Source organism: Mycolicibacter senuensis (assembly GCF_002101885.1).
GTDB classification, from domain to species: domain Bacteria; phylum Actinomycetota; class Actinomycetes; order Mycobacteriales; family Mycobacteriaceae; genus Mycobacterium; species Mycobacterium senuense.
In genome coordinates this window covers 341,274-354,103 of sequence record NZ_LQPS01000043.1, presented here as the reverse complement: position 1 = coordinate 354,103, position 12,830 = coordinate 341,274, and the positions used below count along the sequence as shown (strand labels likewise).

The window sequence follows — 12,830 nt, the reverse complement described above, 5'->3', positions numbered from 1 at the left end:
TGTTTCAGTCCATCAACATCGCGGCGACCGTCGCACCGAGCTCCCAGCACGCTTCCAGTTCGGCCTTCTCGGGTTTGCCGGAGACGACGACGTAGTCGCCGGCTTTGAGCCATCCCAGGCCCGTCGTGATGGAGTCGACGGCGCGTTCGGCTCCCTCGGTGCCTTCGTTGCCGTGCAGATACAGACCGAAGGGCCGGCCGCGGGTGGAATCCAGAATCGGGTAGTAACACACGTCGAAGGCGTGCTTGAGGGCGCCGCTGAGATAACCCAGGTTGGCCGGGCTGCCCAGCAGGTAGCCGTCGGCCTCAAGCATGTCGGTGGCCGTCACGCTCAGCGCCGCCCGCCGCACCACCTCCACGCCCTCGATCTCCGGATCGCTCGCACCCGACACGACGGCCTCGAACATCGCCTGACAGTAGGGCGACGGGGTGTGGTGGACGATCAGTAAGGTCTTGGTCATCGGCTCTCCTGCAACCCGACCGCGGTCTTCATCGCCTCCCGCGCTCGACGGCGGTCCCCGGCGAATTCGTAGGCCCGGGCCAGCCGGTACCAGCGTCGCCAGTCGTCGGGGTCGGCATCGAGTTCGTCGCGAACCGTCCGGTACAGCGCATCGGCGGCCTCGCGTTCGATGCGCCCGGACGGGCGTCGCGGCAGCGCCCCGGCGTCGAGTTCCATCCCGTCGGCGGCGATCAGCCGCGACAACCGCTGGTGGGCGAACCCGTCGCGCAGCGTGGCGATCATCGCCCACAGCCCGATGAACGGCATGATCAGCAGCGCCAGTCCCATCCCGATCGCCGGCACCGAGCCGGAGGCGATGAGCAGCACCGCGGTCCGGCCCAAGAACACCAGATACATCAGCAACGCCAGGCACATGAAGGCGATGAGCGCCTTCGCTCGCGCGGCCGCCGACACCTTGATCACCGCTAGTTCAGGTCGAGGAGGGGTTCGATGCCGATCGTCAGCCCAGGAAAGCCGGCGACGCGGCGCACCGCCAGCAGCACCCCGGGAACGAACGACGTCCTGTCGATGCTGTCGTGCCGGATGGTCAGCGTCTCCCCCATGGTGCCGAACAGCACCTCCTGATGGGCGACCAACCCGGCCAGCCGGACCGAATGCACCGGGATGCCGTCCACATCGGCGCCGCGGGCCCCCGCGAGGCCGGTGCTGGTGGCATCGGGGTTGGCGGGTAGGCCTTTTCGGGCTTCGGCGATCAACGCAGCGGTGCGGGTCGCGGTACCCGACGGTGCGTCGGCCTTGTGCGGGTGGTGCAGCTCGATGACCTCAACCGACTCGAAGAACTTGGCGGCCTGGACCGCGAAGTGCATCGACAGCACCGCGCCGATCGCGAAGTTGGGTGCGATCAGCACCGCCGCACCGGGTTTGGTCTCCACCCAGGACCGGACCTGCGCGATCCGTTCCGCGGTGAATCCGGTGGTGCCGACCACCGCATGAATGCCGTTGTCGATCAGGAATTTCAGGTTGTCCATCACGACGTCGGGGTGGGTGAAGTCGATCACCACCTCGGTGCCGCCGTCGGTCAGCAGGCTCAGCGAGTCACCGGCATCGACCTCGGCGGACAGGGTCAGATCATCGGCGTCACGCACCGCCGCAACCATGGTGGCGCCGACTTTGCCCTTGGCGCCCAGCACTGCTACCCGCATGACTGCCACCCTAGTGGCAGTGGGCCTCAGGACACCTCTCGGCGGGTCTGGCCGGGCCGGTCGGCATCCGCCAGGCGTTCGGCCACAAAGCGGCACATGAGGTCGAACGCCGCCCGGCTGTCCGGCAGGAACGGGAACAGCGCCGGGAAGGCGTGCAGTTGGCGCGCCCACAGCTCCAGTCGGCTGGACCGGCCCAGCTGCTGCAGCGCGGTGTGCAGCCGTTCGGCGTCGCAGCGCAGGATCTCCGACTCGGCCGCGATCAGCAGGGCCGGTGGCATCGTCTCCAGCCGGCCGTTGATCGGCGACAGTTCGTGGCGCAGCTTGGCCGAGGGGCACACCAGATCGATCAGGTCGGGCAGCACCGCCGGTATTCCGAATGCGTCGGCGCTCTGGTTCGTGTGAGTGTCGCGCGCCACGCCGTCCAGTTCCAGGAGCGCGGAGATCCCGATCACCCCGGCCGGGGCGGGCAGGCCACGCTGTTGACCGGTCAGCGCGGTCGCGAACGCCAGGAATCCGCCGGCGGAGTCCCCGGCGAGCACCGTCTTGGCCGGGTCGGCGCCCTGACTCAGCAGCCAGCGGTAGGCGCCGACGCAGTCGTCGACCGATCCGTCGACGGTGACCTGCGGGAATTGCCGATAGTCGGCGTGCACGACCGGCAACCGGGTGCGGCGGGCGAGTTTGGCCACCACGTGCAGGTGGGTGTCCAGGCCTCCGGTGATGAAGCCACCGCCGTGGAAGTACAGAATCGCGCCGTCGCCGAACGCCTGATCCAGCGGCCGGGAGCGCTCGACGCGGCGGACGACCTCGACCGGGACGTCTGTGCCGGCGCCGCGGGTGAAGCCGACGCCGAAGAACGGCCGCACCCGCTGCAGCCTGGCGATGGCGTTGGTCCGCCGGCCCATCTTCGTCATCCGGCCGGCGACCGTCCCGCTGCCGGCGCGCAGCACCAGCCGGCGCACCAGGCGCGGTGTGACGGCGTTCGCGACCGCATAAATGAGCTTGGCGGGCAGGCTTGCGGGATGGATCGGAAGGGCTCCGGACATCCGGGCAGTCTAGGGGCCGATCGACGGCGAGCGCCGTGGTTTGACCCAAACCGCCTGCGTAGCCGGGCCGCCGACGCTCAAGCGTCGATCACGATCCGCCCGCCGCGGGCCCGCGATACGCAGACCAGCATCTCGCCGGCCTCCTCGGCGGTGCGACCACGCCGGTCGACGTCACCGGAGACCACCTTGACCTTGCAGGTGCCGCAGAACCCCTGCCGACACGAGCACGGCGTCGTCGGGTCGGCGTCGAGCATCACGTCCAATGCCGACCGATCCGCGGGGATCAGCAGCAGCCGCCCGGACCGGGCCAGCTCCAGCTCGAAGGGCACCCCGTCGACCACCGGCGGGGGGCTGAACCGCTCGTAGTGCAGCGGCGCCGGAACGTCCGGGGTGTGCTCGTCTCGGGCGATCCGCACCGCTTCGAGCATCGCGGTCGGCCCGCACACATACACCGCGGTTCGCGGACCGGCGCCGGCGAGCAGTTCCTCGGTGCGGGCGAACCGGCCGTGCTCGTCGTCGGCCCACACCGTGACCCGCGCCGGGTCTACCGCCAGCACCTCGTCGAGCAACGGCATGTCGGCCCGGCTGCGTCCGGCATACACTGCGCGCCAGTCGATTCGGCGCTGGGCAGCCTCGCGCAGCATCGGCAGCATCGGGGTCACCCCGATCCCGCCGATGACGAACAGCACGTCGCTCTCATCGGTGCCGAGATAGAAGGCGTTGCGCGGCCCCTCGAATACCAGTGTGTCGCCCACCGCGTAGGCCTCGTGCATCTCGACCGACCCGCCACCGCCGTCGTCGAGTCGGCGCACCGCGATGCGGTACTCGGTTCGCCGGCCGGGCACCCCGCACAGCGAGTACTGCCGACGACGGCCAGACGGCAGTTGCACGTCGATGTGACCGCCCGGAGTCCAGGACGGCAACAGCCCGCCGTCGGGTTCGGCAAGGGTCAGCGCCACCACGTCCGGGGTCAGCATCTCCCGCTTGGTGACGACGGCCTCGATGGTCCGCGAGACGGGCACCACCCGCGACGGCTTCCACCGCGACAGCGCCGATACCCCGCCGAAGACCGTCACTGCTCCCCAGAGCACGTTGAATAACCGGTCGTGCTTACGCCGGCCGTACAGGTCGGTAGGCCGGGATCTCCAGATCTCCTGCGCCATATCAGCTTTGCCGCATGTTGCTGTCGGAGGCGTCCGCGCTGCCCGCGATGTTCTGCTCCACCCATTCGCCGGTGAGCCGGGCGATGGTCTCGGGGCGGTCGGTCACCACCCAGTGCCCGCCGTGGATGTCGAGCACCCGGTTCCGGGGCGGGATCGCGCCGGTGAACCGCTGTAGGGCGGGGCTGACGAAGAGGTCCAGTCGCGGCGCGAGCACCTGAACGGCGACGTCGGTGGCCGGCAGCGGGTCGGCCGGTTTGAACAGCGGCCTGGGCATGTTCGCGCGGTAGAGGTTGAGCCCGTTGAGGTAGTCGTTCTCTCCCCGCGGTGCTTCCCACGGGCCGGCACCGGAGCGGCCGATGCGCTCCAGGGCGGCGATGAGCTTGCCGCCGAAACCGGAGCGGAAGATCGCCTCCGGCAACCGGGGGGTCAAAAACAGCCAGATGTAAGCCGACTCCAGCACCTGCCGGACGACGTCGAAAAGCGTCCGGGGAGTGCGCGGCGATCGCAGGAACTTGCCCGCGTAATCGAGATGCGGACCCGAAATCGAGGTGTAGGAAGCCACTTTGGGCCCCACGACGGGGTCGGTCACCGCTGCCCAGCCCTGGATCGAACCCCAGTCGTGACCGAGCAGATGGACGTTGTCGACCCCGAGGTGCTCGATGACCGCGCCGATGTCGGCGATCAGCTGGGGCAGCCGATACCCGGATCGGTCCGCCGGTGGCGACGACGCACCTGCGCCGCGCACGTCGTAGGCGACGACGTTGTACCTGCCCGGGTGGTTCTGCACCAGCTCACGGGCCACCCCGTCCCAGACGTGGTGATTGTCCGGATAGCCGTGGATGGCCAGGATCGTGGGGCGCCGCGGGTCCAGGTCGTTGTAGGCGTGGACCGCCAGAGCCACCCCGTCGGTTGCCGTCACAGTGGTCGGAGAGTTCATCGACTGCAATCCTTTCCGGCTCGCGGCCGGTCAGTGCGTGGCGCGGGCGGCGGGCGATACGGCCAGGTAGTTGACCGCCTTCTCGATCCCGCCGAGTTGCGCCGGGTGGAACCCCGGCCGGTAGTAGGAGGCGATGGCGGGCACGAACTCGAACGGAGCGGGAACCAGCCCGCGGCGCGCCACCAGGAACCAGTCCCGCCAGCGCGGTTTGACTCCGGGCGGCAATTCCGGGTCCACCTTGTACATGTACCGCAGGCCGCGCACCCACATCCACAGCATCAGCGGCGTGACGATCAGCTGGGTGCGGACCTGCCGGAGGTATCCGGCGCGCAGGTGCTTCATCACGTCGAAGGCGACGGCCTTGTGCTCGACCTCTTCGGCACCGTGCCAGCGCAGCATGTCCAGCATCGCCGGGTGTGCTCCGCACTCATCCAGCGCCGGGCTGTCGAGAACCCACTCGCCCAGAATCGCCGTGTAATGCTCGACGGCGGCGATCAGCGACACCCGTTCCAGCAGCCAGCGCTGCTGGCGGCGCTTGCTCCAGTGCGGTCGGTCCCCGAGCAATTTCTCGAACAGCCACTTGATCTGGGCGGTGAACGGCGCCATGTCGACACCCCGGCCGGCGAGGTGCTCGACGACGCCGGCGTGCGTCTGGGAATGGATCGCCTCCTGCCCGATGAAGCCCTGGACGTCGAGGCGCAGTTGGTCGTCCTTGATCAGCGGCAGCGCCTGCTTGAACACCTCGACGAAGAACTCCTCGCCGGCGGGCAACAGCAGGTGCAGCACATTGCAGAAGTGGGTGGCAAAGGGCTCGCCGGGCAGGTAGTGCACCGGCAGGTCCGACCAGTCGAAGTGCACGTCACGGGCCTGCAGCACGATCCGCTCGTGGTCCTGCGCCCCCTCGCCGTGCGGGCCTGCGGCCCGGTCATCAACCGAAAGCATGGCAACTCCTTCACCGACGGATTTACAAAACCATATTCGATGTCTTTGTGATCGACAAGACCCCGGTAAACGTCTAGGAGCTTGCGATTCTCGCGGCCCGTTGCGGTGACCCGATCATAGCGGTACCGCCGGTACCGGTCAGCCCGCGAAGCGCCGCCGAAAGTGTCCGGCGTGTTAGCCCGAACCCGTGATATTGACAGCTCTGTAAATATCTCGCGGCAAACGTTACGAGGTTGTTAACCCGCTTGGCGTTGAACCGCACAGTCAGGAAACCTGTCGGATGTTGCCAGGAAACGTTGAGGCGCAATCTCTTCAACTCCGAGCTGCTCGTTGTTCTTGTCTGCCATTGTTTTAAGGAGAACTTTCTTGTCGTTCCTCACCGCAGATCCCGAAGCATTGCGGGCCGCAGCCGACTGCTTGTCGAGCACCGGGGTCGCACTCGCCTCCCAGAACACCGCGGCGCAAGCTCCCACCACCGGCGTGCTGCCCCCGGCCGCCGACGAGGTCTCGGCGATGCTGGCCGCCCGATTCACCACCCAGGCACAGCAGTACCACCAGGTCAGCGCCCAAGCCGCCGCCATTCACGAGATGTTCGTGTCGACCCTCAATGGCAGCGCGAGCACCTATGCCGCGGCCGAGGCCGCCAACGCTGTCGCGGCCGGATAGGACACGGATAGGACAGGAGTCGCCGCCAATGGATTTCGCAGCGCTACCGCCGGAGGTCAATTCCGGACGCATGTACGCCGGCCCCGGCTCAGGGTCGCTGCTGGCCGCCTCGGCGGCCTGGACCGAGCTGGCCGCCGAACTGCACACCGCCGCCGCCAGCTACCGAGCGATCGTCACCGAGCTCACCAGCGGCGCGTGGCTGGGAGTGTCGTCGACGAAGATGGCGGCGGCGGCCGCCCCGTATGCCACCTGGCTCACCGCCACCGCCGAGCAGGCCGAACTGACCGGCGCCCAGGCGATGGCCGCGGCCACCGCCCATTCGAGTGCGTTCGCCATGACCATTCCCCCGCCCGCGATCGCCGCCAACCGGGCGCAATTGGCCACCCTGGTCGCGACCAACTTCTTCGGTCAGAACGCCCCCGCCATCGCCGCCACCGAGGCACTCTACGGCGAGATGTGGGCTCAAGACGCGGCCGCGATGTACGGCTATGCCGCGGCCGCGCAGGTCGCATCGGAGATGGCCCCGTTCACCACGCCCCCGCAGACGGCGAACCCGGCCGGCGTGGCCACGCAAGGCACCGCGACCGCGCAGGCGTTGGGGCAGGGAGCCGCGCAAGCCACCGTCAACCAGGCAATGCAGGCGATGCCGCATGCGATGGCGGGGGCAGCGGACGCCACGTCACTGATGCTTCCCGATATTTTCAGCGATCTGGCCACGCTGGGCGCCGCTCCGGTATCGACCTTCATGCTCAGCGCCATCATCGCCGCCTTCATCCCCGAGTACATCCTCGGCGCCGCCGGGCTCCCGGCGCCCTTCGGCTTGGAGGCGTTGTCGGCCACCTCCTTTGCGGCGGGTCTGCCCCTGGGCCTGATACCGGTAGAGGGCGCCACCGCCACCCTGTCATCGGCCCCGATGTCGGCGGGGCTCGGCAATGCGGCCTCGGTCAGCGGTTTGTCGGTTCCCAAGGCCTGGGCCACAGCCGCCCCGGAGATGCGGCTGGCCGCAGCCGAGTTCTCGACGGCCAACGTCGTCGCGGGCGAACGCGCCGCCGGGATGTTCAGCGGCATGCCGCTATTCGGTGGTGCGCCGCTGATGGCGATGGACGGGCGCGGCGGTGCCGGTTCGCGAAACCACAAGGCATCCGAGGAGGACGCCAAGCGCAAGGCCGTCAGGGGACGACGGTCAACGATGTGGTGACCGGGTCACCCCGGCGCCAACGCGGCCACGATGTCGGCGGCCGGGCCTGAACGGGCGGAGCGATACGCGGTCCCTGCCCATAGGCTGGTGCCGTGCGGGTCGTCCATCGCCACCGCCGCCGCCCGGATGGGAGTGGTCATGTGGTTGATCTCGGGATATCCCACCGGCGCCACGTTGTCGAAGGTCCGGGTGAAGTCGTTCTCCAGGCCGCGCGCGTACCGGCCGGAGAACGCGCACGTCACCGTGGTGTTGCCGAATTCCGGATTGGTCAGCGCCGCCCGGTGCGTCGGGTTGGTGCCCGCCTCGTCGGCCAGCAACAGGGCGGTACCGACCTGCGCGGCGACCGCGCCACGCCGCAGCACCGCGGCCACATCGGCCGCGGTGCCCAGACCGCCCGCCGCCACCAGCGGGACATCGCGGTGGGCATGGCCGATCTCGGCCAGTAGATCCGCCAGGCTGTCGTGTCCCGGATGCATGTCGGGGGCGAACGTGCCGCGGTGGCCACCGGCGTCGGGGCCCTGCACCACCAGCACCTCGGCGCCGTGCGCCAGGGCGATGCCGGCCTCGTAGGCCGACGTCACCGTGACCATGGTCAGGATGCGCAGCGCACGCAGCCTCTCCAACTGGTCGGGCGAAGGAGTCCCGAACGTGAACGACACCGCGGTGGGCCGCAGGTCGGCGATCACCTCGAGCTTCTCCGGCCAGCAGTCGTCGTCGCCGAAGCGGGGACGGCCCAGCTCGACACCGTAATGCTCGGCCAGGGGGTCCAACAGATCGGCATAATCGTCGAGCAGCACCACATCGGCGCCGCTGGGTTGCGGCACAAAGAGATTGGCGCCGATCGGCCCGGTGGTGGCGTCGCGGGCGGCGGTGATCTCATCGGCCAACTGTTGCGGGGTGCGGTACCCCCCGGCGACGAATCCCAGACCACCCGCCTGAGACACCGCCGCCGCCAGCGCCGGAGTGCTGGGACCACCGGCCATGGGCGCACCGACCAACGGGACGGCGAGTTCGGAGAAGCTGAACACCATCCCTCTAGCCTGCCATCAACCGGCAAGCGCCCGTAGACGGGTTGGCAGCGCCCCTTTCGACCGGTACGGGCCGAGAACCGCGACACCGTAGGGCTTGAGCAACAGTCGCCGCGCCACCACGTTGACCTCCTCGACGGTGACCGCGGACAGTTCCCGCAGCGTGCGGGAGATGGACCGGTGCCGGCCGTAGTTCAGTTCGGTACGGCCCAACCGGTTCATCCGCGAGCCCGAGTCCTCCAGGCCCAGCACCAGCCCGCCGCGCAGCGAGCCCTTGGCGATCCGGCATTCGTCGGCGGTGATGCCGTCACGGGCGACCGAGTCGAGCACCTCGGCGGTCACGGCCGCCACCTGGGCGAACCGCTCCGGCTGGCAGGCGGTGTAGACCGACAGCGCACCCGCGTCGGCGAAGGTGTCCACCGACGAGTAGATCGAGTACGCCAGCCCGCGGGACTCCCGAACCTCTTGGAACAGCCGGGAACTGAGGCCTCCACCCAGCGCGGTGTTGAGCACGGCCAGCGCCTGGCGGTGCTGCCAGTAACGCCCCGGGACCCGCACGCCCAGCGACATGTGGGTCTGGTCGGCGTCGCGATTGATCAGGGTCAGTCCGGGAGCGCCGGGCACCCGGGCGGCGCCACGTCGCGGTGCTGCGGGCCGCTGGCCGCGAATCAGCCGGTGCGCGAAGTGTTCTCGCACCAGGGCCACCACCGTGTCGTGGTCGATGTTTCCCGCCACCGCCACCACCATGCGCTCGGGGGTGTAGCGGCGCTGGTGAAACGAGCGCAGCTGCTTGGCCGTCATCGCCGACACCGACTCGACATTGCCGATCACCGGCCGGCCGATCGGATGATCGCCGAACAGCGTCGAGGCGAACACATCACCGAGCGCGTCCTCGGGATCGTCGTCGCGCATCGCGAGTTCCTCGAGCACCACGTCGCGCTCGAGGTCGACGTCGGCGGCCGCGCAGGATCCGTTGAGCACCACGTCGCTCACCAGCGCGACCGCCATCTCCAGGTCGGTGTCGAGCACGTGGGCGTAGTAGCAGGTGTGCTCCTTGCCGGTGAAGGCATTGAGCTCTCCGCCGACGGCGTCCATCGCCTGGGCTATGCCGGCCGCCGTGCGGGACGGGGTGGCCTTGAACAGCAGGTGTTCGAGGAAGTGGGCCGCCCCGGCCACCGTGGCGCCCTCATCGCGCGAGCCCACTCCGACCCAGACGCCCACCGACGCCGAACGGACCGCCGGGAGGTACTCGGTGACCACCCGCAGTCCGCCCGCCACGGTGGTGCGTCGCAGTGTGGCGCGCCCGATGTCAGCTCTCGGTTGCCGCGGCATCGACAGGCTGAGCGGATCCCTGGCCTGAGTCGGCCGACTCAGCCGAATCTGCCGAATCCTCAACGGGCACCAGCGAGATCTTGCCGCGGTTGTCGATGTCGGCGATCTCCACCCGCAGCTTGTCGCCGACCTTGACGACGTCCTCGACCTTGGCGACCCGCTTGCCCTTGCCGAGCTTGGAGATGTGCACCAGCCCATCGCGGCCCGGCAGCAGCGACACGAACGCGCCGAAGTCGGTGGTCTTGACCACGGTGCCCAGGAACCGCTCGCCGATCTTCGGCAGCTGCGGGTTGGCGATCGCGTTGATCTTGTCGATCGCGGCCTGCGCCGACGGACCGTCGGTGGCGCCGACGAACACGGTGCCGTCGTCCTCGATGGAGATCTGGGCGCCGGTCTCCTCGGTGATCGAGTTGATCATCTTGCCCTTGGGCCCGATCACCTCGCCGATCTTGTCGACCGGGACCTTGATGGTGGTGACCCGCGGCGCGTACGGGCTCATCTCGTCGGGGGCGTCGATGGCCTCGGCCATCACCTCCAGGATGGTCAGCCGGGCATCTTTGGCCTGGGCGAGAGCACCTGCCAGAACCGTTGAGGGGATCCCGTCGAGCTTGGTGTCGAGCTGCAGCGCGGTGACGAAGTCCTTGGTGCCGGCGACCTTGAAGTCCATGTCGCCGAACGCGTCCTCGGCGCCCAGGATGTCGGTGAGCGCGACGAACCGGCGCTCGGTCTTACCGTCGACCTCGACGTCATCGGAGACCAGGCCCATGGCGATACCGGCGACCGGGGCCTTCAGCGGCACCCCGGCGTTGAGCAGCGCCAGCGTGGAGGCGCACACCGAACCCATCGAGGTGGATCCGTTGGAGCTCAGGGCCTCCGAGACCTGCCGGATGGCGTAGGGGAACTCCTCGATGCTGGGCAGCACCGGGACCAGCGCCCGCTCGGCCAGCGCGCCGTGGCCGATCTCGCGGCGCTTGGGCGAGCCGACCCGGCCGGTCTCACCGGTCGAGTAGGGCGGGAAGTTGTAGTGGTGCATGTACCGCTTGGAGGTCTCCGGGCCCAGCGAGTCGATCTGCTGCGCCATCTTCACCATGTCCAGCGTGGTCACGCCCATGATCTGGGTCTCGCCCCGCTCGAACAGCGCGCTGCCGTGCGCCCGCGGCACCACCGCGACCTCGGCGCTCAACGCCCGGATGTCGGTGATCCCGCGGCCGTCGATGCGGAAGTGGTCGGTCAGGATCCGCTGCCGCACCAGCTTCTTGGTCAGGCTGCGGTAGGCCGCGCTGACCTCTTTCTCGCGGCCCTCGTAGGTTTCGGCCAGTCGCTGGGCCACCTCGGCCTTGATCTCCTCGGTGCGCGCGTCGCGCTCGGCCTTGCCCGCGATGGTCAGGGCCTTGGCCAGCTCGTCGGTGGCGACGGAGGCCACCGAGTAGTAGACGTCGTCACCGTAGGGCGGGAACAGCGGGTACTCGGCGGTCGGCCGGGCCGCCGCATCGGCCAGCTCCTGCTGGGCCTTGCACAGTGCGGCGATGAACGGCTTGGCCGCCTCCAGCCCCTCGGCCACCACGGTCTCGGTCGGCGCCTGCGCACCGGCTTCGATGAGCTCGATGACGTTGTCGGTGGCCTCGGCCTCGACCATCATGATCGCGACGTCGGTGGCCCCGCCCGCGGACTCAACCGCACGTCCCGCCAACACCATGTCGAAGGTCGCGCGCTCCAGCTGCTCGATCGTGGGGAACGCCACCCAGGTGCCGTCGATGAGCGCCACCCGCGCCGCGCCGACCGGGCCGGAGAACGGCAGGCCGGCAAGCTGGGTGGAGGCCGACGCGGCGTTGATCGCCACCACGTCGTAGAGGTCCTTGGGGTCCAGGCTCAGTACGGTCACCACGACCTGGACCTCGTTGCGCAGGCCCTCGACGAACGATGGGCGCAGCGGGCGGTCGGTGAGCCGGCAGGTCAGGATGGCGTCGGTGGACGGCCGGCCCTCGCGGCGGAAGAACGAACCCGGGATCCGCCCTGCGGCATACATCCGCTCCTCGACGTCGACGGTGAGCGGGAAGAAGTCGAAGTGGTCTTTGGGAGCCTTGCTGGCGGTGGTCGCCGACAGCAGCATGGTCTCGTCGTCGAGGTAGGCGACGACGCTCCCGGCGGCCTGCTGGGCCAGCCGGCCGGTCTCGAAGCGAATGGTGCGGGTGCCGAAGCTCCCGTTGTCGAGGGTGGCGGTGGACTCGAAAACGCCTTCTTCAATTTCAATTGCAGACATGGATGCCCGTGCGGCCTTCCTGGTTCGTTCAGCTGTTTCGCGACGCCAGACATGGACCAGCGAAGAACCTGGATGCGGCTACGGTCGTCGATCGAAGCGGCCGGATCTTGCACGAACGTTCAGACCCGGCTGCCACTACCGAAGACCGCCCGACTCAGGTCTGGCTGATCGCGGGAACGTGTCCCGTCGTGACGTGCCGGAGCGACGCGCGCGGACTGCGCGGGCCACACCGATGCCCGGGCGGAACCCGGAACGGTCTCACTCTACACGGCGGCGTTGTCGCCGGCCGGAAGGTCAGCGACGCAGACCCAGGCGCTCGATGAGCGAGCGGTAACGGGCCACATCGACCTGGGCCAGGTACTTGAGCAGACGACGACGCCGGCCGACCAGCAGCAGCAGCCCACGACGGGAGTGGTGGTCGTGCTTGTGGGTCTTGAGGTGCTCGGTGAGATCGGTGATCCGCTTGGTCAGCAACGCGACCTGCGCCTCCGGCGATCCGGTGTCGGTCTCGTGCAGGCCGTAGCTGCCCAGGATCTCTTTTTTCTGCTCGGCGGTCAGCGCCACGAAAACATCTCCATCAATGTCGTCCCGCGAATGAAA

At 68.9% G+C, this 12,830-nt stretch carries 13 protein-coding genes; 2 read left to right on the top strand and 11 right to left on the bottom strand.

Annotation, left to right across the window (positions count from 1 at the left end; all coding sequences use genetic code 11):
* Window positions 1-4 precede the first annotated feature (4 nt).
* The 7 genes from AWC24_RS16010 to AWC24_RS15980 all read right to left on the bottom strand — a co-directional run bounded on the left by AWC24_RS16010 (window position 5) and on the right by AWC24_RS15980 (window position 5,746).
* Window positions 5-460: a flavodoxin family protein gene (locus AWC24_RS16010; protein ID WP_085086563.1), complete on the bottom strand. Its 456-nt coding sequence runs from the start codon at window positions 458-460 to the stop codon at window positions 5-7.
* Window positions 457-873: a hypothetical protein gene (locus AWC24_RS16005; protein WP_407663442.1), complete on the bottom strand. Its 417-nt coding sequence runs from the start codon at window positions 871-873 to the stop codon at window positions 457-459. Before AWC24_RS16005 ends, AWC24_RS16010 begins: the two co-directional genes overlap by 4 nt.
* A 50-nt stretch (window positions 874-923) precedes the next feature.
* Window positions 924-1,661 (bottom strand): 4-hydroxy-tetrahydrodipicolinate reductase, encoded by a 738-nt coding sequence (gene dapB / locus AWC24_RS16000; protein ID WP_085086561.1) that lies wholly within the window; start codon window positions 1,659-1,661, stop codon window positions 924-926.
* A gap of 26 nt (window positions 1,662-1,687) precedes the next feature.
* Window positions 1,688-2,704, bottom strand: coding sequence for an alpha/beta hydrolase (locus AWC24_RS15995; RefSeq protein WP_085086559.1), 1,017 nt, complete (start codon window positions 2,702-2,704; stop codon window positions 1,688-1,690).
* 77 nt (window positions 2,705-2,781) lie between these two features.
* Entirely contained in the window at window positions 2,782-3,867 is a 1,086-nt protein-coding gene (locus AWC24_RS15990) for a PDR/VanB family oxidoreductase (RefSeq protein WP_085086557.1), read from the bottom strand.
* 1 nt (window position 3,868) lies between these two features.
* Entirely contained in the window at window positions 3,869-4,804 is a 936-nt protein-coding gene (locus AWC24_RS15985; protein WP_174813601.1) for an alpha/beta fold hydrolase, read from the bottom strand.
* Window positions 4,805-4,834: 30 nt separating this feature from the next.
* Complete coding sequence (locus tag AWC24_RS15980; protein WP_085086553.1) at window positions 4,835-5,746, bottom strand: metal-dependent hydrolase; 912 nt, start codon at window positions 5,744-5,746, stop codon at window positions 4,835-4,837.
* 366 nt (window positions 5,747-6,112) lie between these two features.
* Between AWC24_RS15980 and AWC24_RS15975 the strand changes: the two genes are divergently transcribed.
* Window positions 6,113-6,412 (top strand): PE family protein, encoded by a 300-nt coding sequence (locus AWC24_RS15975; RefSeq protein WP_085086551.1) that lies wholly within the window; start codon window positions 6,113-6,115, stop codon window positions 6,410-6,412.
* Between the two features lie 28 nt (window positions 6,413-6,440).
* The gene (locus tag AWC24_RS23375; RefSeq protein ID WP_109560504.1) at window positions 6,441-7,610 is read left to right on the top strand and encodes a PPE family protein; all 1,170 of its coding nucleotides are present in this window, start codon (window positions 6,441-6,443) and stop codon (window positions 7,608-7,610) included.
* Between the two features lie 5 nt (window positions 7,611-7,615).
* On the opposite strand, the gene AWC24_RS15965 is transcribed toward AWC24_RS23375, so the two are convergent.
* The 4 genes from AWC24_RS15965 to rpsO form a co-directional block, all read right to left on the bottom strand.
* A complete protein-coding gene (locus AWC24_RS15965) occupies window positions 7,616-8,641 on the bottom strand; it encodes a nitronate monooxygenase (protein WP_085086547.1) in 1,026 nt (341 codons plus the stop codon).
* 15 nt (window positions 8,642-8,656) lie between these two features.
* The gene (locus tag AWC24_RS15960; protein ID WP_085086545.1) at window positions 8,657-9,970 is read right to left on the bottom strand and encodes a M16 family metallopeptidase; all 1,314 of its coding nucleotides are present in this window, start codon (window positions 9,968-9,970) and stop codon (window positions 8,657-8,659) included.
* Window positions 9,948-12,230 carry a polyribonucleotide nucleotidyltransferase gene (locus AWC24_RS15955; RefSeq protein WP_085086543.1) on the bottom strand — a complete coding sequence of 761 codons (2,283 nt, stop codon included), beginning with the start codon at window positions 12,228-12,230 and terminating at the stop codon, window positions 9,948-9,950. Before AWC24_RS15955 ends, AWC24_RS15960 begins: the two co-directional genes overlap by 23 nt.
* A gap of 294 nt (window positions 12,231-12,524) precedes the next feature.
* Complete coding sequence (gene rpsO, locus AWC24_RS15950) at window positions 12,525-12,794, bottom strand: 30S ribosomal protein S15 (RefSeq protein WP_013829467.1); 270 nt, start codon at window positions 12,792-12,794, stop codon at window positions 12,525-12,527.
* Window positions 12,795-12,830 lie beyond the last annotated feature (36 nt).